This is a genomic window from Arcticibacter tournemirensis (assembly GCF_006716645.1).
Taxonomy (GTDB): Bacteria; Bacteroidota; Bacteroidia; order Sphingobacteriales; family Sphingobacteriaceae; genus Arcticibacter; species Arcticibacter tournemirensis.
Window position 1 is genome coordinate 2,162,707 of sequence record NZ_VFPL01000001.1, and the last position, 25,505, is coordinate 2,188,211.

The 25,505-nt window shown below is 44.3% G+C and carries 16 protein-coding genes; 15 read left to right on the forward strand and 1 reads right to left on the reverse strand.

Annotation, left to right across the window (positions count from 1 at the left end):
* Nucleotides 1-21: 21 nt before the first annotated feature.
* A complete protein-coding gene (locus BDE36_RS09130; protein WP_141814622.1) occupies nucleotides 22-1,041 on the reverse strand; it encodes a LacI family DNA-binding transcriptional regulator in 1,020 nt (339 codons plus the stop codon).
* 94 nt (nucleotides 1,042-1,135) lie between these two features.
* On the opposite strand from BDE36_RS09130, the gene BDE36_RS09135 reads away from it, so the two are divergent.
* From BDE36_RS09135 to BDE36_RS09205, 15 genes are all read left to right on the forward strand, one after another.
* Nucleotides 1,136-2,629 (forward strand): xylulokinase, encoded by a 1,494-nt coding sequence (locus BDE36_RS09135; protein ID WP_141814623.1) that lies wholly within the window; start codon nucleotides 1,136-1,138, stop codon nucleotides 2,627-2,629.
* 57 nt (nucleotides 2,630-2,686) lie between these two features.
* Nucleotides 2,687-4,018 carry a xylose isomerase gene (xylA, locus tag BDE36_RS09140; protein WP_141814624.1) on the forward strand — a complete coding sequence of 444 codons (1,332 nt, stop codon included), beginning with the start codon at nucleotides 2,687-2,689 and terminating at the stop codon, nucleotides 4,016-4,018.
* Nucleotides 4,019-4,313: 295 nt separating this feature from the next.
* Nucleotides 4,314-4,901: an RNA polymerase sigma factor gene (locus BDE36_RS09145; protein ID WP_141814625.1), complete on the forward strand. Its 588-nt coding sequence runs from the start codon at nucleotides 4,314-4,316 to the stop codon at nucleotides 4,899-4,901.
* 292 nt (nucleotides 4,902-5,193) lie between these two features.
* Nucleotides 5,194-6,390 (forward strand): FecR family protein, encoded by a 1,197-nt coding sequence (locus BDE36_RS09150; protein WP_141814626.1) that lies wholly within the window; start codon nucleotides 5,194-5,196, stop codon nucleotides 6,388-6,390.
* 188 nt (nucleotides 6,391-6,578) lie between these two features.
* Nucleotides 6,579-9,887, forward strand: a complete 3,309-nt coding sequence (locus tag BDE36_RS09155) for a TonB-dependent receptor (RefSeq protein WP_141814627.1) — start codon at nucleotides 6,579-6,581, stop codon at nucleotides 9,885-9,887.
* A gap of 9 nt (nucleotides 9,888-9,896) precedes the next feature.
* Nucleotides 9,897-11,528 (forward strand): RagB/SusD family nutrient uptake outer membrane protein, encoded by a 1,632-nt coding sequence (locus BDE36_RS09160; RefSeq protein WP_141814628.1) that lies wholly within the window; start codon nucleotides 9,897-9,899, stop codon nucleotides 11,526-11,528.
* A gap of 34 nt (nucleotides 11,529-11,562) precedes the next feature.
* Nucleotides 11,563-12,696 (forward strand): SusE domain-containing protein, encoded by a 1,134-nt coding sequence (locus BDE36_RS09165; protein WP_141814629.1) that lies wholly within the window; start codon nucleotides 11,563-11,565, stop codon nucleotides 12,694-12,696.
* 58 nt (nucleotides 12,697-12,754) lie between these two features.
* The gene (locus BDE36_RS09170) at nucleotides 12,755-13,918 is read left to right on the forward strand and encodes a glycoside hydrolase family 76 protein (protein ID WP_141814630.1); all 1,164 of its coding nucleotides are present in this window, start codon (nucleotides 12,755-12,757) and stop codon (nucleotides 13,916-13,918) included.
* A 218-nt stretch (nucleotides 13,919-14,136) separates the two neighbouring features.
* Nucleotides 14,137-14,688: an RNA polymerase sigma-70 factor gene (locus BDE36_RS09175; protein ID WP_128771201.1), complete on the forward strand. Its 552-nt coding sequence runs from the start codon at nucleotides 14,137-14,139 to the stop codon at nucleotides 14,686-14,688.
* Between the two features lie 66 nt (nucleotides 14,689-14,754).
* Complete coding sequence (locus BDE36_RS09180) at nucleotides 14,755-15,996, forward strand: FecR family protein (protein ID WP_128771202.1); 1,242 nt, start codon at nucleotides 14,755-14,757, stop codon at nucleotides 15,994-15,996.
* A 197-nt stretch (nucleotides 15,997-16,193) separates the two neighbouring features.
* Entirely contained in the window at nucleotides 16,194-19,571 is a 3,378-nt protein-coding gene (locus BDE36_RS09185; protein ID WP_211360916.1) for a SusC/RagA family TonB-linked outer membrane protein, read from the forward strand.
* Nucleotides 19,572-19,581: 10 nt separating this feature from the next.
* Nucleotides 19,582-21,510, forward strand: coding sequence for a RagB/SusD family nutrient uptake outer membrane protein (locus BDE36_RS09190; protein WP_202618172.1), 1,929 nt, complete (start codon nucleotides 19,582-19,584; stop codon nucleotides 21,508-21,510).
* Nucleotides 21,511-21,529: 19 nt separating this feature from the next.
* Complete coding sequence (locus BDE36_RS09195; RefSeq protein WP_141814633.1) at nucleotides 21,530-22,753, forward strand: DUF5000 domain-containing lipoprotein; 1,224 nt, start codon at nucleotides 21,530-21,532, stop codon at nucleotides 22,751-22,753.
* A 21-nt stretch (nucleotides 22,754-22,774) separates the two neighbouring features.
* The gene (locus BDE36_RS09200) at nucleotides 22,775-23,467 is read left to right on the forward strand and encodes a DUF4998 domain-containing protein (protein WP_141814634.1); all 693 of its coding nucleotides are present in this window, start codon (nucleotides 22,775-22,777) and stop codon (nucleotides 23,465-23,467) included.
* Nucleotides 23,468-23,508: 41 nt separating this feature from the next.
* A complete protein-coding gene (locus BDE36_RS09205; protein WP_141814635.1) occupies nucleotides 23,509-25,494 on the forward strand; it encodes an FAD-dependent oxidoreductase in 1,986 nt (661 codons plus the stop codon).
* Nucleotides 25,495-25,505 lie beyond the last annotated feature (11 nt).

Genomic DNA, 25,505 nt, shown 5'->3' on the forward strand with positions numbered 1-25,505 from the left:
CCGTCTCACATCAGGGGTGTGTTATTTTCTTCGCGAGGAGGCCCTGACAATGAGTAAAGGATCAAGAACGATCTTTTCCGGCTTCTCCTCCTGCGTTAGCTCCGCTTTTTTTAGCTTAAGAAGCAGTTTAGCCGCCTCTTTACCCATCAGGATAGTTTGTTGATCTATGGTCGACAGCTGCGGTGTCACGAGGCTGCCAAAGGACTCATTTGCAAATCCTATCACAGCTACTTCTTCCGGGATCTTTACGTTAAACTCCTGAAGCTGTTGCAGTACACCCATTGCGGTGAAGTCTTCGAGTGCAAATACAGCATCATATTCCAGGTTTTTCAGACGAGCCTCTTTTATTACCGTCTTTCCAAACTCGGGAGAGAAGTCTCCTTTCACTATCAGATCGTCATCCACCGGCAAACCATAATATCGAAGTGCGTCTATATAACCGCGCAGCCTCTCCCTGAATATTAATATTTCGCGGTCGGCGGTTATGTGAAGTATTCGTTTGTATCCCTGCTGAATCAGATGCTCAGTAGCAGTAAAACCACCCTTGTAGTCGTTAATAGTAACCGACGATATATTGAGCTGGTCAATAGCGCGGTCAAAAAAGACAAGTGGCGTTTTACGTTTTATTATTTCCTCGTAAGAAGAGTAATCTGTGGTTTCTGTTGTAATCGAAGCAAGGATGCCGTCAACCCGCGACTGCAGGAAGGTTTCAATACCCTTTTTCTCCTTAACGAGCGATTCGTTAGACTGATAAAGCAGGATATTATATCCATTCGCATTCATCACCTGTTCAATACCAGATACAACGGAGCTGAAAAAGGTGACCCGCAGACTAGGTACAATAACGCCAATAACATTCGTGCGGCCCGACCTTAATGAAGAAGCGATTTTGTTTTGCCGGTAGTTTAGCCTTTCAGCAGTTTCCCTCACTGCTTTCTTGGTAGCGGCACTGATCGCAGGATGATCATTGAGCGCCCGGGCAACAGTAGAGAACGTGACGTTGAGCTCTTTAGCGATATCCAGTATAGTTACTTTCTTCATTTAAATTTTTCACAATTCTAGACTTAAATTTTTTTAATTACAAATATTATATACATTTGTGCAAACGTTGGCACAATTATTAAACCTCTTATAAATGCTTCTTTTAGGAATCGATGTAGGCACCTCTTCAATCAAAGTTTCTGTCGTAGATTCAGAAACCCAGAGCGCCCTGGTTTCAGCTCAGTACCCTGAAACAGAAACAGAAATCAAGTCATTAAAAACCGGATGGGCCGAGCAGTCCCCCGAGATGTGGTGGGATCATGTTCAAAACGCAATTCTTAAAGCTAATGCGTCGGGAATGTATAATCCTAAAGACATTGGCGCGATCGGCATTGCTTACCAGATGCACGGACTAGTCATTGTAGACAAGGAACAGCGCGTACTTCGCGATTCGATTATCTGGTGTGATAGCAGAGCCGTAGAAATAGGCAACTCGGCATTCCAAAAAATCGGAGAGCAAAGGAGCCTCTCGCGGTTACTTAACTCGCCCGGTAATTTTACAGCATCTAAACTGGCATGGGTGAAGGAAAACGAGCCGGAAGTATACGCACAGATCGATAAGGTCATGCTTCCCGGTGACTTCATTGCCATGAAATTAACCGGTGATATCACCATCAGCGCTTCTGCTCTTTCCGAAGGGATCCTCTGGGATTTTCAGGATGACGCAATATCACAGGATGTATTGGAGTGCTATGGGTTCAGCAGCAGCATATTCCCGCCGGTAAAGCCCGTTTTCTCAGAACACGGGTATATTACTTCGGGCGTGGCAGAACATTTGTCTTTAACGCCTGGTATTCCGGTTGCCTATAAATCAGGCGATCAGCCCAATAATGCTTTATCCTTAAATGTACTTCAGCCCGGAGAGGTAGCTGCCACAGCAGGAACTTCCGGCGTAATTTATGGAGTAAGCGACCAGTTGACCTACGATCCCGAGTCACGGGTAAATACCTTTGCCCACGTGAATTATGCAGCCGACAGTAAAAGGTTAGGAGTGCTGCTATGTATCAACGGTACCGGCATATTAAATCGCTGGGTGAGGGATAACTTTGCAGCTGGAACAAGCTATGCGCAGATAAATACCAAGGGACAAGAGATTCCAGTGGGATCTGCGGGATTAAGAGTTCTTCCCTTTGGGAACGGAGCAGAGCGCATGCTGAATAATAAAATGGTAGGTGCTCACTTCCATAATATAGATTTCAACCTGCATACTCAGGCCCACATCTTCAGGGCAGTTCAGGAAGGAATCGCTTTTGCATTTCGCTACGGCCTCGATATTATGCGCGGGAATGGAATGAACCCTTCAGTAATAAGGGTGGGAAAAGCCAATCTTTTCCTTAGTTCCCTGTTCACCGAAGCTTTTGTAAATGCTACCAACGTTCCCGTCGAGTTTTACGATAACGACGGAAGCGTAGGAGCTGCTATCGGATCGGGGATAGGGGTTAAAGTTTTTGCTTCCGAAAGAGAGGCATTTACTAACAATAAAGCTTTTCAACTGATAGAACCAACGTCGGCTGACCTGTATGAGCCGGTGTATCAGGACTGGAAGAAATTGCTGCTTAAGCAGCTCGATCTCAACAATGCCAATTAAACCCTTGCTGATTAATCACAAATAATAAAAAAACGACACAATTAAAATTTAAACATTATGGGAAATATTCTTTCTGGTGAAACAGAGTTTTTTAAAGGAATAGGTCAGATACAATACGAAGGACCTCAATCAGACAATCCACTAGCTTTCAGATGGTATGATGAAAATCTTGTAGTGGCAGGAAAAACATTAAAGGACCACTTCAGATTTGCATGTGCTTACTGGCACTCATTCTGCGGTACCGGAGCTGATCCATTCGGCGGTCCGTCGCATTTCTTTCCATGGGATAAGAAAAGCGATCCTGTGGAACGTGCAAAGGATAAAATGGATGCAGCTTTTGAATTCATTACCAAGATGAATCTTCCTTATTACTGTTTCCACGATGTGGACCTGGTAGATTACGGCAATGATGTGCTTGAAAATGAAAGAAGGTTACAGGCTTTAGTTGATTATGCAAAGAAGAAACAAGCCGAAAGTGGCGTAAAACTTCTTTGGGGAACCTCTAACTTATTCAGCAATCCCCGTTACATGAATGGTGCTTCCACCAATCCCGATTTCCATGTTCTTACACACGCCGGAGCGCAGGTTAAAGCTGCTTTGGATGCTACCATTGCTCTTGACGGCGAGAACTATGTTTTCTGGGGAGGAAGAGAAGGCTATATGACCCTTTTGAATACAGACATGAAGCGTGAACAGGAACATTTTGCGCGCTTCCTGCATACTGCAAAAGACTACGCACGGAAGAACGGCTTTAAGGGTAATTTCTTTATCGAACCAAAACCTTGCGAACCAACCAAACATCAGTATGACTACGATGCCGCAACGGTTATCGGATTCCTTCGTCAGTACGACCTCCTTGACGACTTTAAGCTTAACCTTGAAGTAAATCATGCTACATTGGCCGGTCACACATTTCAGCATGAGATGCAGGTAGCTGCCGATGCTGGATTATTAGGCTCGATGGACGCTAACCGTGGCGACTACCAGAATGGCTGGGATACTGACCAATTCCCTAATAATGTAGGCGAACTTACCGAATGCATGCTGGTATTCCTGGAAGCAGGTGGATTAAAAGGCGGAGGTGTAAACTTCGATGCCAAGATCAGAAGAAACTCAACCGACATGGAAGACCTCTTCTATGCGCATATCGGCGGCATGGATACCTTTGCAAGAGCTCTGATCATTGCAGACAACGTTCTTCAGAAATCAGATTACAAAAAGTTCCGCCAGGATCGTTATGCTTCTTTCGACGCAGGTAAAGGCAAAGCCTTCGAAGAAGGAAAACTAACCCTTGAAGATTTGCGTGCGTTCGCTATTGAAAATGGAGAACCAGCAACCAGAAGCGGTAAACAGGAATACCTCGAAAATCTATTGAACAGATATTTGTAGGAGTACACCTTTTCATATTAAGCCCTCAGCAACTCAAATTGCTGGGGGCTTTTTGTATGTGCGCCTTGAATTTTTTTTATCATTTCCCTAAATCAATTTAGTTGCTTATGTTTGATTTACCTATTGAACTATTTATACCAATTATGAAGATTGTAATGAACTATTCACGTTTACAGCCAGCATATATGGTTATTTAGAGAAAAAATGACTTGTGATATTCAGTAAATTATGACTTTCGGACGATTGGTACTTATAACTTACAACTTATTACGTATAACTTAGCGTAACGTATTATATGCACCCATATAACCAGTTAACAGATATTGAATTAGCAGAGCACCTTGGAAAGGGCGAAGAAGGGGCTTTCAGAGAGATCTATGTCCGTTATTGGGATAAATTATATATCGTTGCAAGAAAGCGTTTGAAAGATTCTCTTGAAGCTGAAGAAACCATACAGGATATCTTTTGCAACCTCTGGCGCAAGAGAGAGACATTCACGTTGTCGAAAGGCTTTGACAACTATTTTGCGGTTGCTGTAAAGTTCGAAGTAATTAATCGCCTTGCCAAAAAAGCGCGGCAGTCGGTCGTTGAGAAAGAAGTCTCGGCCTCTCTTTCCGAAGCTGATTACTCTACTCTTCAAACTCTTGATCTGAACGAGTTAAAAGACCAGCTTCAACAATCAATTAACGAGCTGCCCGATAAATGCCGTATCGTATTCAGAATGAAATACGAGAAAGACTATTCGCAGCACCAGATAGCCGAAGAACTTCATATTTCCGAGAAAACAGTCGAGGCCCACCTTGCAAAAGCCCGTAAAACATTGCGGAGTTCATTCGGAAACGCCTTAGGAATACTGATCGGAATTCTTATTTCTCACAGCTGACGGCAATCTGCTATCCACCATCACTGAGCAATTAGCGATCAGCTGGTGATAATCAACAATTAGCAGTCAGCAATCAGCTGTAGTCGTTGGCAACTAGCCTTAAACTACAAACCATATAACTTTTTGCTTTTACCTTTGGCCTTTATGCTTTCACCTTTAACTTTCCCCTCTCTACTTTAAACTTTTAAATGGAGCCTAATAGCCAAATCCCTTAGTGGGCAGAAAAACTTTTTTTTCTTCCCACTAAGGGATTTGCCGTTTCCGTTTGGCTATATAAGAAACAACCAATCCGATGACCAAGCGAAAGACAGAGGAACGTATGCATGAGCTTGCCAGAAAGTGGCAGGAGGGTACGATCACTGACGAAGAAAAATTACAATTTGAGCAATGGTACCAGTCGTTTGACGATACCTTGCTTGAAGAGACTTCATCCGAAACAACTGAAGAGCTGAGGGATCGGTTGTACCATGCCATCGTCGAAAAGGAAAAAATCAATTCAAAGCATCAGATAAAGCCATTTAATTATAAATACTTTTTACCTCTCGCAGCTACCGTTCTTCTTTTTCTATCATTCGGCCTTTATTTCTATATTCAAAATAAGCCTTCTGAAAATACTGCAATAGCTAAAAAAACATCCCCTGATATAGCCCCTGGCACAGATAAAGCCATTCTTACACTTGCCGATGGTTCACGTATTGTTCTTGACCAGGCGAAGCAGGGTGTGTTGGCCAATCAGGGAAATATATCGATCCGCAAAAATAAAGACGGTCAGATCGTTTACGAAGTAAAAGGAACGAACAAAGGACGTAAGCAACAGGAAATTGCTTATAATACAATAACAACACCGAGGGGCGGACAGTATCAGATAGACCTGCCTGATGGAACCAAAGTTTGGTTGAATGCATCATCCTCTATAAAGTTTCCTGCGGTTTTTAGTTCAAACGAGAGGAGAGTGGAGCTGAAGGGCGAAGCTTACTTCGAAGTTGCGAAAATGTTTGCGGCAAAAAGGCCGGGTGTGAAAAAGGGACAAAGGATACCGTTCATCGTAAAAACCGCCAGTCAGGATGTCGAAGTATTGGGCACGCACTTCAATGTCAACGCCTACGATGATGAGGAAGCAGCGCGAACCACATTATTAGAAGGCTCTGTAAGGGTTACACAACACTCAAGCCATGCTTCAAGACTTCTTCGGCCCGGGCAGCAGACTCAGGTAGACAACGATATTAGTGTACTGGAGGTCGACCCTCAGCAGGTAATAGCCTGGAAAAACGGATATTTCGTTTTTAACAACGAAAATGTACAGAGTATAATGCGCAAGATATCGCGCTGGTACGATGTCGACGTTGAGTATCAGGGTAATATCCAGCGAAAAAGATTTGGCGGTACAATTTCAAAATTCGAAAATGTATCAGCCGTATTGAATATAATGGAATTAACAGGAGTTATTCGTTTTAAAATAGAAGGAAGGAGGATCATTGTTATGCCTTAAGATATACCCGACTACCGGAAATGTTAACCTGAATAACCAGGAGCGATTAGGCCCGCCCCTGGTTTAAGAGGCTAATCATAGAGATTTTGACAACGTCTTATAATTAAACCTAAAATCAAATGTATAAAATTTGTACTGGATTAATATGCAGGTATAAACGCTGCATCACATTTAAATATTTGCTTGCCATGAAACTAACCGTTTTCCTAATGATGGCAGCATTCTTACAGGTAAGTGCCACGGGATACGCGCAGAAAATTAGTTTAACAGAACGAAACGTAACCATAGAGCAGGTCTTTAAAGAAATCAAGAAGCAAAGTCAGTATGACTTCTTTTATGATCTCGAAATGTTGCAGGAAACAAAGCCTGTTAACATATCTGTAAAAAATGCTTCCATAGAAAATGTTCTCGAAAAGTGTTTTGAAGGACAGCCAATAACCTATGTAATAGAACAGAATACTATTGTTGTAAAGAGGAAGCCTAAAGGTGCGCAATCCCTCACTTCCGCTGCTATAATCCCGGTAAATGTATCAGGACGGGTAGTCGACGAGAAAGGTGCCGGACTGCCTGGGGTTAGCGTGAGGGTCAAAGGAACCTCGGCGGCAACCAGTACCGATATAGAGGGCCGCTTCAGGATCAACGTGCAGGATGCAAATGCCAGTCTTGTTTTTACATTCATCGGATACGGCACTAAAGAGATCCCTTTAAGAGGTCAGTCTTCTCTCTCGGTACAAATGCAGCCAGAGCAAAAGGCGCTGGAAGAAGTGGTTGTAGTAGGGTATGGTACCCAAAGAAGATCTAGTGTGGTAGGTGCCGTCGATCAGGTAACTTCTGCAGCAATCGAGGGACGCCCCTCTGTGAATACAACTCAAGCCTTGCAGGGCGTTTCCCCCAACCTCGTAGTTCAGCAGAGAAACTCAGAGCCCGGCGCAGGAATGAACCTGAACGTCAGAGGGATTAGTACCATGGGTAATAATAGTCCGCTGGTAGTTATTGACGGAATCGTGGGCGGAGATATAAACCTCCTAAATCCCCAGGATATCGAAACGGTGTCTGTCCTGAAAGATGCCGGAAGCGCTGCTATTTACGGTTCAAGAGCCTCAAATGGGGTCGTGCTCGTAACTACAAAAAAAGGCAAGAAAAACATGAAGCCCACAGTCAACTATAATGGACTGGCTGGCGTGAATGATCCGAAAATGTTCTTTAAACCTGTGAGTGCCTACGAGAATGCAATTCTGAGGAATGAGTCGCGGGCAAATTCAGGATTAGGATCTGTAGTGTACACACCTGAGCAGATACGCACATTCAAGGAACAGGGCGATAACGAATGGTTTGTTGATGCCATTACTCAAAGCGCCTGGCAGCAAAATCACAATCTTAGCGTTACAGGCGGCAGCGAAACCTCAACTTATATGGTATCGGTAGGGTATACCGACCAGGCAAGTAACTTCGTGGGGCCATCTAAAGGGCTTAGAAGGTATAATTACCGGATGAACCTTACGCACGAGTATGGAAGGCTTAAATTCACCTCGGTGCTTGCCTATACTAAAAGCGATATAAGGGATCACGCCTCCTCTACGGGTACATTAATGGTGGATGCTGCACGTGTACCTCTTAACTATCGCTTAAAAGACGATGAAGGCCGTTACCTTACCAACGACGTATTGCAGGAGTTTAATCCCCTCGGCGTTCTTGAGAAGGGCGGTTTCCGCAAATACGATAATGATAACATATTCGGTAGCTTAACGGCTGAATTAAAGTTAACCAGCTTTCTTAAGCTGAAGGGCGTGTTCGGCGGAAGTCAGTATTCAAACAGTCAGTTTGAAAGAGTGATGAAGGTGAATTACTTTCCCGCGGGCGTTTCAGGTGCCGATTATAATGTTAATGACGAAAGCAGGAAACTGCGTGACCTGAATACACAGTTCCTGGCACAGTTTACTAAAACCTTTAATAAGTCGCATGATGTCGACGTTCTTGTTGGCGTATCTAACGAAAACCATGAAGAGCGTGGTATTAAACTTCAAAGGAGAAATACAGACCCCGAACTCGGTACACCCGTCACTGAAACGATAATCAACGAAGCGGAGACTAAGAATTCCAATCAAGGCTCGGGACAGAACAGTTTGAATTCACTTTTCGGAAGGGCTTCATATTCCTTCGATAACAAGTATTATGCAGAATTCAACTTCAGGTATGACGGTTCTTCGAAATTCAGAAAAGGGTATCGCTGGGGCTTTTTCCCTGCAGGATCAGTAGGGTACCGCCTTACTGAAGAAAACTTCATGCAGAATTACCGCGACAAAGTTGGTGATTTGAAGCTGAGGGCATCTTACGGGATAGTAGGAAACCAAAACGTAGGAAACTTCCAGTACCAAACTACCTTCTTTACATTTGGTCCGGCCTATGGCTTTAACAATGAAGAAGTTTCTGCTACAGGGTTTAACTTTGCCAATCCCGACTTAAGATGGGAACGTGCTGCAACATTTAACATCGGAGCAGATTTCAGTTTCTTTAAAAATGCTCTAACTTATTCTTTCGATTACTTTAACAAAATAACCAAAGACATCCTGGTGAAACCACAGGTTCCTGGTGTGTTTGGTACAACTCTTCCCGACTTTAATGCTGGTAAGGTAAGAAATCAGGGTTGGGAAATGGCCCTGTCATACAGGCATGCCGGAAGAGTGTTAAGACATACGGTATCATTAAATGTTGGTGATACAAAAAATAAAGTGCTTTACTTCGAAGGAACAGAGAATTTGCCAAGGGTTGATGAACTGCGCTATCTGCAAATGACTGGCTTCCCTTACAGATCTTATGTTGGATATAAAAGAGACGGTTACTTCCAGAACATCGATGAAGTGAGTGCGGGTGCCAAGCCATCAGGACTGCTTGTTCAACCGGGTGATAATCGTTATGTCGATGCTAATGGCGACGGGGTAATAGATGACGACGACCTTTTCGTATTCGGAAACCCTTTTCCGCGTTTAACCTTCGGAACTTCCTATAATGTAGGATTTAAAGGCTTTGACTTAAACGTATTCTTCCAGGGCGTAGGAAAGAGAACAATGATGCTGCGCGGCGAACTTGTAGAGCCCTTCCACGTAAATTATGGAAGAACAATGTACGAACATCAGCTCGACTATTGGACTCCTCAAAACCCTGATGCACGTTATCCTCGCCTGGCTGACGACGGAAGTGCCTCAAATACTAATAATTTTAAGAGAGGATCCGATCTATACCTCTACAGTGGTGCTTATCTGCGGCTTAAAAATGTTCAGGTAGGATATACTTTACCGCAAGCGGTTTCAAAGAAGCTCGGTATGCAGAAGCTTAGAGCTTATTTGTCCGGTCAAAACCTCTTTACATGGTCAGCAGTAAAATTCGTTGATCCGGAGCTTACAGAGTTCGACAGCAGCTTGAAGAACTCAGGAGGAAATAGCGGCAGGGCTTATCCAACTCTGGTATATTATGGTTTTGGTTTGGATGTTACTTTCTAAGATTAAGAGATGAAAAAGTTATTTTTAACAAAGGCAGCGATCATCCTATTGCTGGCCGCGATATTCACAAGCTGTAAGGACCTGGAGCTCGCCCCGGAGGACCAGTTTACAGACCTTACTTACTGGAATTCACCAGCTAAGGCGCAGAGTATGCTGAATACAGCGTATTCGCAGATTTACAGTACCGACCATTTCTTCTACGACGAAGCAATGTCAGATAACGCCTACAGCCGTACAGACGCTTCAGGCTCTAATTCAATCGCTACAGGGGCATACGACGCTTCCCTGGCACGTTTAAAGGATGAATGGACTGATCATTATCGTGGAATAAAATCGTGTAACCTGTTGCTTTCAAATATAGATCGCGTCCCCGATATGGACGAAGCTTTGAAAACCCGTATGAAAGCAGAAGCGAGGGTACTGAGAGCGTTTCAGTATTTTCAGTTGATGACCTGGTTTGGCGATGTTCCCTTGTTTGAAAAGGATATAACAATAGAAGAATCCAGATCGATTCAACGCTCTCCAAGGGCAGAGGTACTTGCTTTTATTTTAAAAGAGCTGGATGAATCTGTTAGCGGATTACCCACTAATACTGCGCTTTCCGAAGCCGAACGTGGCAGGATTACCAAAGGTGCTGCTATCGCCCTTAAGGCCCGCGTTCTGTTATATGAAAGCCGCTGGGCAGATGTGGTATCTACCTGCGAATTGCTGATCAACAATACAAACAACGGAAGCTATTCACTATTCCCTTCTTACGAAGGATTGTTCCTTCCTCAGAATGAGTATAACAGCGAGGTAATATTGGATGTACAGTTTGTTCCCTTAACCAGAACCTGGGGCACTTTCTTCGATCTGGCTCCAATATCAGCCGGTGCCAGGCTAAATGCAATGGCCCCTACACAGGAACTGGTAAACAGTTACAGAATGTTAAATGGTAAATTACCCGGAGAATCGGGCTCAGGCTATGTGGAGAGTAATCCATACAATAACAGAGACCCGCGCTTAACATACACGGTAGTATATCACGGTTATACCTGGAAGAAACCCAATGGAAGCACGCAAACTATTTATATCAAACCAGGTTCAGACCCTAACGCTGCAAAGCTGGATGAATATGCGCCAGGTTCTTCTAAAACCGCTACCGGATACTATCTGCGCAAATATTTCGATCCAACACATACTACAAGTTTAGGATCTGGCTTGAACCTGATCCTGATCCGGTATGCAGATGTCCTTTTGATGTATGCAGAAGCTAAAAATGAGTTAGCCAAGCTGGATGAGGCCACCTGGAATCAAACGATAAAAGCACTACGGTCAAGAGCCGGATTTACTGATGCAGGAGCACTGAACTATAACTCTTCCTGGAGTCAGGGTGATTTGAAAGAAATCATCAGGAACGAACGCAGAGTAGAACTTGCCATGGAAGGCCTGCGGATCTTCGATATCAGACGATGGAAGATTGCTGAAACGGTTCTGAATGGCTGGGTGCATGGAGCTCAATTCGGCCCTGCCAACGAAGACGGAGGGTATATACGTGCCGGACAGAGAAGCTTTGATAAAAACAAACATTATCTATGGCCGGTACCAAGAGAAGAAAGAAGCATCAATCCTAATCTCTCACAAAACCCAGGCTGGAATTAAAAAAAACTAATCATTGATATCTAAAATATATATTATGAAAAAGAATTTAAAACATATATTATTTGTCTGCTTAGCAACAGTAGTTGTTTTCGGCAGTTGCAAAGACGACAACGAACTTGATCATACCAAGGTTTCTGCGGTAGAGAATCTATTTGCTCCCAGTGATAATGCGAACGTTTTTATCGAGGGCGAAGGCTCTGTGATGTTCGAATGGGAGAAAGCCAAGGCGGAAGACAACGGAGTCGTGCTGTATGAAGTACTTTTTGACAAAACTGACGGCGATTTCTCCAAACCTCTTTATTCACTTCCATCAGACGGTAACGGGTATCAGAGAACGCTTTCCATGAGTTATGGCGACTTGTCGAAAGTTGCTGCAGCTGCGGGTATAAAACCAGGCGAGACAGGTAAAGTGAAGTGGACAGTATGGTCTTCCAAAGGCATGGAGGCCGAAAAATCGTCCGTCACCAGAATACTTGAAATTGAACGTCCTGAAGGATTTACGGTGTTGCCGGCTACTGCTTATTTAACCGGAACAGCCACAGAGGGTGGCGACGATATCAGTAAGGCAGTGCCTTTTAAGAAGCTGAGCGATGGCGTTTTTGAAGTATATACTTCTTTGAAAGCAGGAACTTATCATATTGCAGAACGCAACAGCGGAAATCCTGCTATATATTCCGTTTCGGGTGATGGCAAAATAGTTGAGTCTGGAACAACTACTGTTACGGGCAGCAACAAGGTGTATCGCATTAGACTTAATTTTAATACCGCCGGTTCAGAATTTACTGAAATAGTATCGCTTGGCTTATGGTTTGCTCCCGAAAATAAAATATGGTATGAGTTGCCATATGCCGGAGGAAGCAGCTGGGAAATTAAAAACGCTCCGGTTGTATTCAGGCAGGAAAGCTGGGGAAGAGATGAACGTTACAAGTTCAAGTTTGTAGTTAAAAATGCCGCAGGAGCATCTTCCGAAGAATGGTACGGCAGTGTAAACCGCGATAACCAGAGACCAACTGATGCTTCCCAGCCATCTTACTGGTACATGGTGCCGGTTACAAACAACCAGTGGGATAACTGTTTTAAATTCAATGGGAATGCAGATAACAAAAACGCCGATATAAAAGTGACGTTTAATCCTGCTGCATATACTCATTCGGTAACTGTAAAATAAGTTTTGAATAAATCTTCCCTGTCTGATCGCAGAGAGGGAAGATTCTAAATTTTATATTATGAAGATCAAACTACTGCCGTCTTTATTACTTGCAGGTATCGGCGTTACTGCTTTGTCTATAAGCTCCTGTTCAAAAGAAGAAGGATATGCATTATACGACGGAAAGGTAAAAAACATGGAATATACCTGGGCTGCTACGGCTGATTCAATGCAGGAAGCAACCTATAATACTTTTAAATCGGCTGATGGCAAATATTTCCTGCAGAATAACGCTGGAAATACCGGCTTCAATTACTGGTGGGAGGCGCATGTAATGGATGTTTTCGCCGACGGCTACATCAGAACCGCCAACGCTGCTTATAAACCTAAAATGACTGCCTTGCTGAATGGTATTAAAGAAAAGAATGGTAACACATTCCTGAATGAATACTACGACGATATGGAATGGCTGGCTTTAGCGTGTTTAAGAGTGTATAATGCTACGGGCGACAACGCATTCAAAACTACAGCAGAACTTTTATGGACAGATATTAAAACCGCGTGGACCGATGCTGCTGGTGGTGGGATGTTATGGAAAAAGACTCCGCCCATATCAAAAAACGCCTGTTCAAATGGCCCCGCATCCATTCTTGCGTCCCGTATGTATCAGCTCAGCAATAATCCCGATGATCTGGCATGGGCAAAGAAGATCTATGCCTGGGAAAAAGCGAACCTGGTTGACCCCTCAAGTGGTATCGTATGGGATAACCTGTCCGTTGAAGGATCGGTGATCAAAGTGAATAAGGACTGGAAGTTTACATATAATCAGGGAACTTACATTGGAGCGGCACTCGAGCTCTATAAGGTAACCAAGGACCGCTCGTACCTTACCGATGCTATGCGTACGACGAATACTTGTATGAACAGTGCTGATATTAATAAAGATGGGATGTTGAAAAGCGAGAATCAGGGCGATGGCGGCCTGTTCAAAGGAATCCTGGTTCGTTATATGACCTTACTGGCGCTGGAACCCGATTTGAATGAGACAGACCGCGGAAATCTTGTAAGGTTCCTGAAGTTTAATGCCGAAACATTTTATACGAAAGGACTGGCCCGGCCCTCCATGCTTGCGGGTCCCGACTGGACTACAAAGCCTTCAGGGAGCATAGATCTTTCCACACAGATCAGCGGCTTAATGCTGATGGAAGCTGCTGCCGCTTTAAAGAAAGCTGAACGGCTTTAACAGTAAAGGTCGATATATAATCGTATCACCTCAATGTTGAAAAGGAGAAACTGTTTAAACACAGTTTCTCCTTTTTTTTTGCTAAAAGGCTTTAATCCTGCTATTATTGCAAATAAATCTAAATGCAGAGCATTCGGGGTCACACCAATTATAAACCATCGAATCGTTGTTTTTAAGCATAAATGTTATATTAGTAGTTAAAAATGCCGTAGCCCGCCATGAATACCAGCTATTCAGACGATTTAAAATCTTTTAATGCCTTGTACGACGAGTACAGTGCAAGGACCTACGGCAACATCCTGAAAATGGTGAAAGACCCGGAGACGGCTCAGGAACTGCTACAGGATATTTTCGTTAAACTCTGGGAGAAAAGAAGTCTCATTGAGCCTGGCAAACCCTGGGGCCCCTATCTTTTTCAGGTAGCAAAGCATCATGTTTATGATCACTTCCGAAAGGAAGCCCTCAGCCGCAAGCTCGAAGCTCATCTCGGAGTCAGCAATGAAGAAACCTACACTCATATAGAAGAAGAACTTATTTATAAGGAGAGCCATAAGCTCCTATGGACAGCGATAGAGAAACTTTCTCCGCAGAGAAAACAGGTCTATACCTTATGTAAGATCGAGGGCAAAAGCTATTTCGAAGTTAGCCGCTTATTAGGAATATCTATATCCACAGTAAGCGATCATATGCTGAAAGCGAACCGTTTTATCCGGTCGCAGTTATTGGCTTCAGAACTTTTTGTAGCCCTCGTTATTTTCCACGCCATATAATTCAAAAAAAATTAATTTCAGAGCAGGGTTTGTTTCCGGCTTAACCGTATTATCTAAAAACGCAGCTTGGAAGATATACAGGAACTCAAACGTTTATTTCGAAAATACCTCGCCAACGAGTGTTCTGAGGAAGAAGTAAACAGGCTCTTGCCGCACCTTCGGTCAGTAGAAAAGAATCATCTTTTCGAGGAGATTATCGGAGAAAATCTAACCGAAGATATAGAGGACGGATTCGCCGACCAGCCTCATATACGGGCTGTACTAGACGATGCCCGAAAAAAGATTGTACTTCGGATAGGAGAGACAGAAGATGCCGGTGAAGCAGGCGTCCGCAGCCTCTGGCCGCGGATCATTTCTGTAGCTGCCGCTGTTATCCTTTGCATCTGCGCTGCAGCATTCATTTTTAACTATACTCCGCGAAAGGAAAATACAGTTTCTAAAGCTGTTCCGGCTGATATTGCACCCGGAGGAAACAAAGCCGTTTTAACCCTTGCCGATGGCTCTAAGATATCATTAACCGATGCCACTAATGGAACACTGGCAAAGCAATCGGGCATCTCGGTAACCAAAACAGCCGACGGGCAGATCACCTATGTCATAGCTGCCGACCAGGGAGCATCCGACGGTACCGCGTCCACGCCGGAAGCTGCTATGAATACTATTTCAACACCTAAGGGCGGGCAATATAACGTCGTTTTGCCTGACGGTTCAAAAATATGGCTAAACGCGGCCTCTTCAGTTCGCTATCCGGTAAAGTTTAATCCTGCTGAAAGAAGAGTGGTTCTTTCAGGTGAGGCGTATTTTGAAGTCAACCCTGCACGCTCTCTAATCCCCGGACAAGCAAGACTCCCTTTTATTGTAGAAACGGGAGATCAGGAAGTAGAAGTGCTCGGCACACACTTTAATATTAATGGATATACCGATGAGCCCTTAGTAAAAACAACGCTTCTCGAAGGTAAGGTAAGAGTGAGAAAAAATGGTACAACAGGAACTATTCTAAGTCCGGGGCAGCAAGCTCAGGCATCGCCGCGTCAAAGCAATATCCGGGTTGTTACTGCAGATATCAAAGCAGAGATGGCCTGGAAACATAACCAGTTTTTCTTCGAAGATGAACCAATTGAAACCATCATGCGCCAAATATCAAGATGGTACGATGTTGACATCGTTTACAAAGATGACCTGAAAGGCAAAACCGTGTGGGGCTCGGTAACACGCTTCAGCAACATTTCAAAAGTTTTGAACATACTCGAATTAACCGGAAACGTACACTTTAAAATTGAAGGGAGGCAGGTAATCGTTATGAAATAAATTCTACTCTCAGATACGAATACCAGGAGTGCTCCAACACCCCTGGTAAAATTGGACTATCTCAATAATAAGTACTATCGAATCATCAAGTAAACCCAATTAACAAATCTATGATTTTTTATGATCTTTTTAAGCCAAAGCTCTTTGCTTATGGCACTAACCAATTATTGCGTATTATGAAATTAACAATACTCATAATGACCACAATACTGATGCAGGTGAGTGCTTCAAGTCTTGCCCAGAAAATTACTTTTTCACAGGGGAAATCTTCTGTTAAAACCGTTTTCAGGGAAATAACGAGGCAAACGGGCTTCCAGGTTGTATGCGATGGCAATCTGATCAGGGAAGCGCCATTGAAAGATGTCGACTTTAATCAGGCTTCTATTCAAGATGTACTCGACACATTCTTTCCGGGGAAGCACTTGAGCTGGACAGTGAAGGAAGAAATCATCATTATCAAGCCGGAAGCAGAACTGAAAAATAGAAAAATTGCAATCCCGGATAAACAGGTGACTGGTTTGATCAGGGATAATAAAGGCGAAGTATTGCCCGGCGTTTCTGTCTCCGTCAAAGGTAAATCAAACATCGGGACCGCAACCGATCTTAACGGACGGTTCGTATTAAGCGTTCCTGAAAACGCTGTACTGGTCTTCTCCATGGTAAGCTTTAAAACGCAGGAGATCCTTGTTGGAGATAAAACAGTTATCAATGTAACCATGCAGGATGCGGAGCAATCGCTTGAAGAAGTCGTAGTAACTGCATTCAGTAACCGGCAGAAGAAGAGTGATCTGATAGGGTCCGTAACTACTGTCTCTCCGAAAGACCTCAAGGTGCCCGGCAGCAACCTCACCACAGCCTTGCAGGGCAGGGTAGCAGGGATGATTGCATTCCAGCGAAGCGGAGAACCCGGTATGGACAACGCCGATTTCTTCATTCGGGGAATTGGCACTTTTGGCGTCAACCAAAAACCGTTGATCCTGATTGATAATATGGAAGTTACTCAGGATCAGCTCGCAAGGATGCCTCCTGACGATATCGCGAGTTTTAGTATCCTTAAAGACGCTACTTCTTCAGCAGTATATGGCTCAAGAGGGGCAAATGGAGTAATTATTGTCACTACAAAGCAGGGAGTTCAAGGTCCGGCGAAGATCAGCTTTAGAGCTGAACAGCGTTTCTCTTCTGCCACTCAGAAGCTGGAAGTTGCTGATCCTGTGAACTTCATGAAAATGAATAATGAAGCGTTGCTAACCCGTGACCCGCTTGCTCTCACGCCTTATTCAGATGAAAAAATAGCCATGACAGAGGCAGGGGCCGATCCTATAATGTATCCTGCAGTCGACTGGCTCGGCATGCTCACGAAAGACTATACCACTACTCAAAATTACAGTCTAAGCGTTTCCGGCGGGAGCAACCTTGCAACCTATGCTGTGAGCGGAAGTCTGACACGCGACAATGGACTGCTTAAGGTAAATCCTATTAATAACTTCAATAACAATGTTGATTTTAAGACATATAATTTACGCAGTAACATCAATTTCAATCTTACCAGGTCTACCCAACTTATGGTAAGAACAATAGGTAATTTTCAAACATACAGTGGTCCGCCTATTACCGGGAGCCAGGCGTTTGCGTATGCTATCAGCGCGAATCCGGTCTTGTTCCAACCTATCTATCAGCCGGGGCCCGACCAGTCCTACATTAAGCACCCTATGTTTGGAAACTATAATACCGGTAACTACAGAAATCCCTACGCGGAAGTAGTTCGCGGGTACCAGGAACGAAATTCGAATAACATGCAGGTGCAACTTGAGTTTAAACAAGATCTCTCGGGTATTCTTACAGAGGGCCTTAATTTTCGTTCGCTTGCAAATCTTACCCGCACTTCGGAATACCGGATTGTAAGGCAGTATAATCCTTATTATTACATGCCTGCCGCGCTTGATCCCCTGACAGGAAATTATACTTACGTTAACCTTAATCCAACCGGAGGAAATGAAGAATTAAATTTCTCATCTGAGGGCCGCGGGCTTTCAGCCTTGTTCTATATGGAAAATGCTTTTTCGTATAACAGGACCTTTAATGATAAACATGCGGTAAGCGGAATGGCAATAGCGACCATGCGCAGCAATATAAATCAGCCGAACGGAGACAACTTCACTTTGCTCAATACGCTGCCTTTCAGGAACGTAAGCTTTTCCGGAAGCTTTACTTATGCGTACGACAGCCGCTACCATTTCCAGTTTGCGTTTGGCTATAACGGGTCAGAACGTTTCGACAACAAATATCGCTGGGGCTTTTTCCCCTCCGGAGGGGTAGCATGGACAGTAAATCAGGAGAAATTTATGGAGCCATTGAAAGATGTGATAAGCACCCTCAGGTTCAGGTTAACGCATGGCCTGGTGGGTAATGACGCCATTTCTGATGCACGTTTCTTTTTCCTGTCTGATATAAATCTCAGCGACGGAGACCGCGCCTTTTCATTCGGGACCATCGGAAACCTGTATACCCGCAACGGTATATCAACCAACCGATATGCAAATCCAACAGTAAGATGGGAGAAATCAACACAAACCAATCTGGGTATCGACCTGGGGCTTTTTAACAATGCCTTCAATCTGACAACGGATATATACCGGCAAGACCGGAGTGATATTGTTCAATCCAGGGCGTCGTTGCCTGCCTCATTGGGACTCGCACAAAATCCCTTGGTGAATATGGGTAAGTATCAAAGTACTGGGGTCGATATGGAAGCAACTTACGATCACTCAGTAAACAGAGATTTGTGGTTTCAGGGAAGAGGTACATTTACATATTCCAGAGGAAAATATGAACAGTATGAAGAGCCCTATTACGAGTATCCGTACCTAAGCCGGCTTGGACTCGCATCCAGCCAGAGACGCGGTTATATAGCAGAGCGGTTATTTACCGATGACCAGGAAGTATTTAACAGTCCCCGGCAAACGTTCGGAAGCGTGATGGGAGGTGATATTAAATATCTGGACGTGAATAATGACGGGGTTATTAATTCGGATGACCAGGTTCCTATTGGCTATCCAACAACCCCTCTTATCAACTATGGGTTTGGGCTCTCAACAGGGTATAAGAATATCGACTTCTCGTTTTTCTTTTCAGGAGTTGCCGGTACGTCCCTGTTCATTTCGCCGATATCCTCCCAACCAGGGGATGATGTACAGGGGATTGCTCCGTTCGGCTCAACGACAGGTCCGAAGGCAGTATTAAAAGAAATTGCCGACAGCCATTGGAGCGAAGAACACCAGGACCCTTATGCCTTCTGGCCACGTTTAAGCCCATCGGCTCTCAATAACAACACGCAGTCGAGCACGTACTGGATGAGAAATGGCGCATTTCTGCGGCTTAAGCAGGCAGAGGTAGGATATACTCTGAATCAGCAACTTACCCGGCGTCTTCATATTGAACGGTTCAGGATATACGCAAGTGCTACCAACCTGTTTAAGTTTAGCTCTTTCGATTTATGGGACCCTGAAATGGGGGGGAACGGACTCGCTTATCCCTTGCAAAGAGTCTTTAACCTTGGCGTTTTTCTAACCCTTTAAAACGATGATGATGAAAAGAATAATAAGTATTATAGCCATATTAATCTCCGTTTGCACCTCTTCATGCAATAAATACATGGATATTGTGCCGGATAACGTTCCTGAGCTGGATAACGCTTTTGCAACACGGATCATCGCCGAACGGTATTTATTTACGTGTTACAGTTATCTCCCCGGCGGATTTGATCTTCAGTCGAATCCTGCATTGTTGGGAGGCGATGAGTTTTGGCTCAATTCTACCGCTAATTTCGGGGAAGGAAGCTACGGAAACTGGTATATCGCCAGGGGGAACCAAAATGTGAATTCTCCCCTGAATAATTACTGGGAAGGCAGCAACCAGGCAAAAAACCTTTGGAGAGGAATACGGGATTGCAATATTTTTCTTGCGAATGTCTATAAGGTACCGGATATGGATGATCTGGAAAAAGACAGGTGGAGAGCGGAGGCCCTGTTCTTAAAAGCGTATTATCATTATTATTTACTGAGAATGTATGGACCGGTTCATATTATGGACGACGAAGTTCCGGTCTTTTCCGACCCGGAAAAAACACAGTATGAAAGAAGGCCCGTTGATGAATGCATGGATTATATCGTCGGTTTGGTAGATAGCGCTATTGTAAATCTTCCGGATGATATCACTGCAACCGCACAGGAAAACGGGCGGCTAAGCAAACTTGTAGCATATGCTATGAAAGCCGAAATGCTGGTTACTGCTGCCAGTCCGCTTTTTAACGGTAACACAGACTATCCGGGTTTTGTAAACTCAGAGAACAAGCCGTTTATTAATCCTGTTTTTAGTTCTGAGAAATGGGTAAAAGCTGCAGACGCCTGTAAATTAGCGGTAGAGTTTGCTGAAACTTATGGTCGCACATTATATAAATGGAAGCCGACATTAAATCTTACCACACCTCCTCAGCAGAGCACCATTAATCAAATGAGTTACAGGGAGGCTCTTGCCCAAAGGGATAATAATTCTGAGCAGATCTGGATAAACAACGTTTCCAGGGCTACGCAGGGCTTTCAGGCAGCAGCTACTGTAAGAAGTTACGATCCTGCCTACGTCGACAACAAAACACTGACGGGATATCTCTCTCCCACTATAAATGTAGCTTTGCTGTATTATAGTAAAAACGGTGTGCCGATTGATGAAGATCTTACCTATGATTATGGCGCCCGGTTCAATCTGCGCGCTGTGCCCACAGGTACTTCGCCATATATGTATAACATGATTCCCGGACATACTACAGTGGGTATGCATTTCGATAGAGAGGACCGTTTTTATGCATCTTTATCATTTGATGGCGGAAGATATTTTATGAGCAGTCATACCAGCGATGCAAATGCATTTAATACGGTGTATCGTTCTGGAGGAAATGCCGCACCCGTCAGTATCGCCTATTATTCTATCACGGGTTATACCCCCAAAAAACTGGTAAGCTACAGAAATGTTGTCGGATCTTCTGATGCCTATACAGTTTACGAATATCCATATCCTATCATGCGCCTTGCAGAACTGTATCTTCTTTACGCTGAAGCACAGAATGAAGCTTCGGGCCCATCGGAAGAAGTTTATAACGCGATTGATAAGGTGAGGGCCCGCAGTGGCCTAAGTGGTGTGGTCGATTCCTGGGCTGGTTATTCCAGGAACCCCGGAAAACCAGCTACAAAAGAGGGCTTAAGGGAAATCATCCGTAGGGAAAGAACAATTGAACTGATGTTTGAAGGGAAACGTTTCTGGGACCTGAGAAGATGGAAAACTGCAACACTAGAGCTCAATGCGAACATCCTGGGATGGGGCATCAGGGAAAAGGAAACACAACTATTCTATCGTTCTGTAAGTCTTTATAACCGCACTTTCGCACAGAAGGACTATCTATGGCCGCTTAGCCTGTCGGAGCTTCGGCGGAATTCTAAATTAACTCAAAATCCAGGTTGGTAAACAATAAAGAAATAAGAATATGAGAATCATATTAAAAAAATATCAGCTGTTACTCTTTGTGCTGCTGCTATCTATATCTGCCTGCAAGGATGCCCTCGACCCTGAACCGATCAGGAAAGGGGATATTCCCGGGGTAGTCGAAAATTTCAGCTCAAAGGAAATCCCCGGAGGCGCCATTATTACTTACGATGTCCCCGAAGGCAGCGACCTTCGATATGTTAAAGCCAGTTACGAGCTCAGCGACGGAACAGCGCGCGAGTCGAAGTCTACCGTTTACAAAAATACAATCACCGTTGAAGGGTTTGCGCAGGCCGGAGAATACGATATTTCGTTAACTGCTGTCGCTGTAGGTGAAGTAGAATCAAAACCGGTCATTATCCGTGTATCGGTGGGAACGCCGCCACATGTCATGGTCGCTGCCAGTATCGCGAACGAGGATAATTTTTATGCAACGTTTGGTGGTATAAATATAGACTACACGAACACTGCGGAAGGAAATATAGTGATTAAGGTGATGGCAAAAGACTCTCTGGATAAATGGCAGGAGATCGGTGCCGAATATACCAGGGCAAAAAAAGGAAGGGTAAGGGTGCGCGGACTGGATACCATTGAGTATACGTTCGGAGTGTACGTTCGCGACCGCTGGAATAATAAATCAGATACTATTATAAAGAAGTTAACCCCCTTGTTTGAAAGTGAGTTTGATAAGGCTTTATTCAGACATGTAAAACTACCCGGCGATACATGGGAAAGACATACCGGGCAAGGGAGAGCGAGGGAGTTACCGGTTCTTTGGAACGGGCTGCATAATCAGCTTGGTGATATATTTCAAACGAAGCCCTCCACTGTAATACCCCAGCATTTCACCTGGGATATGGGAGTGAAAGCAAGGTTAAGCCGGTTTATTTTCTATCCCGATATTCCTGCGAGTCAAAACAACGTCTATATGGGCGGTCAGCCTTCTGTATGGGAGTTATGGGGAAGTAACAACCCGAATCCTGATGGAACGTTTGATGCCAGCTGGACGCTTGTGGGAACATTTCATGCGACAAAGCCATCAGGCTTACCTCTCGGACAAGTGAGCGCAGACGACATTGCACTCGCAAGAAAAGGCGAAGACTTTGAGGTGGAAGGAAAGGTGGAAGCTTTCCGGTACTGGAGATGGAGAACGATTGCTAACTGGGGAAATGTCACCTATGTCGCAATGTCAGAGTTTACATTTTTCGGGGCAATAGAAGAATAATAGAAACCATAGATCTGATCAATGATGAAAAAAACAATAAAATTGTTATTACCCCTTACATTCTTTTTGATATTGGTAATAGCAGCATGTCTGCCCAACGATGGCGATTATAGTGCTTATCTCGATAAGGCTGAAGCCATATACCCCGGCCGGCCCGATTCTGTTATTGTTATGCCTGGTTATAACAGGGCTAACATAAATGCATTAATGAGTACCGATCCGAGGGCTGTAAAGATTCGCCTGTACTGGAATAGCCGCCGGGATTCACTCGACGCGGTGATATCAAAGGATGAAATCGCTAATCGTAAAATAATCCAGGTACCCAACATTCCCGAAGGCGTGTATACTTTCGAGCTTGTAACTTTTGATAAAAGTGGCAATAAGTCGGTTGTCACGGAAAAAACCGGACAAGTCCTCGGGCCTGTTTATGTAAAGGGACTGGCAAATCGTATCGTAAAAAGTAAAGTCAGTATCACCGGAAGTCCTGCCATTATTTGGTATTCAGAAACAGATACCTCTTCTGTTATGGCCGGTACAGAGGTTGCTTATAAATTAAGTTCCGGAGATTCTGCCCGCATCTTCACCTCAAAAAGGAGAGATACTACTATCCTGAAGAATGCCGCGGCTGGTGGAAAATTAATTCTACGAACAGCATATCTTCCCCCAAATGCGATAGATACTTTTTACGCAAAAAGAGATACTATTGCATATTAAAAAACAGTAGCGGGGCACCTTGACCTTTTATAATTAATCAGATGAAACACACACTTTTTTTTCTGCTTCTTTTATTCACCTTTAGGGCTGCGGCCCAACCTAAAATTATTCAAACAGATATCTGCGTTTATGGTGGTACATCGGCTGGCGTTATAGCGGCCTATACGGCCAAAAAGATGAATAAATCGGTCCTGTTGATAGAGCCGGGGAAGCGCCTTGGCGGCTTGTCTTCCGGAGGACTTGGTTTTACCGATATCGGAAATAAGTCGATCGTTACAGGTGTAGCGCGCGATTTTTACCGTCAGGTGGGTAAGCATTACGGAAAGTTTGAACAATGGGTATTTGAGCCGAAGGTGGCAGAAGCGGTTTTTAAGGAATATGTAACAAAAGCCGCTTTGCCGGTTATTTATCAGAAACGGGTAATTAAAGTCAAAAAGACGGGACAGCGTATTGACGAGATCCTACTTGAAGATGCCTCGGGTCGAGGCACCAAAGCCATGATTGTCAGAGCGAAGATGTTTATCGATTGCTCTTATGAGGGCGACCTGATGGCACGGGCCGGGGTTTCCTATACGTATGGAAGAGAAGCGAACTCGCAGTATAACGAAAGCATCAACGGGGTACAGATGAAGAATAAGCATCAGTTTCCTGATGGGATAGATCCTTACAAGGTTCCCGGAATGCCCGAAAGCGGTTTGCTGTGGGGAGTAAGCGCTGAGCCTTTGGCTCCTGAAGGTTCGGGTGACAAAAAGATCCAGGCGTATAACTTCAGGATCTGCCTTACAAGCGATCCGGCAAACAGGGTTCCTGTCACAAGGCCGGTTAATTATGATTCTACCAAATACGAGCTCCTGCTCAGGTATATCGAATTTGCCAAACCGAAGGAAGTTGCCGGCAGCGTTCTGAAGTTCGATCACATGCCCAACCGCAAGGTCGACATTAACAATCAGGGTCCCTTTTCGACGGATATGATCGGCATGAACTATGATTATCCCGATGCAGATTACGCAAGGCGGAATATTATATTTAAAGCACACGAAACCTATAATAAGGGCTTATTATACTTTCTCGGAAACGATCTGCGTGTTCCTGAGCATTTGCGGAAAGATATGCTGAAATGGGGATACCCAAAGGATGAATATACAGATAACGGCCACTGGACACCTCAGCTGTACGTTCGCGAAGCCCGAAGGATGGTGAGCGATTATGTAATGACGGAGGCGAACTGTCTGGGGAAAGTGGAAACGCCGGACGCCGTAGGTGCTGCCGCTTATACAATGGATTCGCATAATGCACAGCGCTTAGTTGTAAACGGAATGGTTAAAAATGAAGGCGACGTACAGCACAAAGTACCTGCACCATATCCGGTATCCTACCGGTCAATTGTACCAAAAGCCGGAGAATGTGCGAACCTTCTGGTGCCGGTTTGCCTTTCAGCAAGCCATATCGCCTACGGATCAATAAGGATGGAACCTGTTTTTATGGTCTTAGGCCAGTCAGCAGCAACGGCGGCCTCCATGGCGATTGATACCCGCAAGCCCGTACAAAAGATCGATGTAAGTCAGTTGCAGGCCTTACTGAAAACGAAGCCTCTCGCGGATAACAGCCCGGCCGACATCCTGGTCGATAATGATGATAAGGACTATGTCGAAATAACCGGTAACTGGCAAAAGGCAGGCGGAGGCTACGGCCCTTCTATGCTCATAGACAGCACCGGTTCTGGTGCAGCTATCAAATTCTTCCCGTTAATAAAGTCGCCGGGTAAATATCACGTATACACTTATATTACAAAGGTCAAGGGGCTCGCCAGTCTGATTAACTACACGATCTATGACGGAACAAATAGTAAGTCCGTTGAACTGGATCCCCGCAAGGTAAATGTAAGCGGACAAACGTCCGGCGAGTGGACATCGTTAGGTGTTTTTGATCTCAAAGAAGGAAAGAATGCTTATATAGAAATAAGCAATCATAAAAAAGCGAATGAAAATACAATAGCCGACGCTATCCTGATTGTTCCTGAACATTGATAGAAATTACA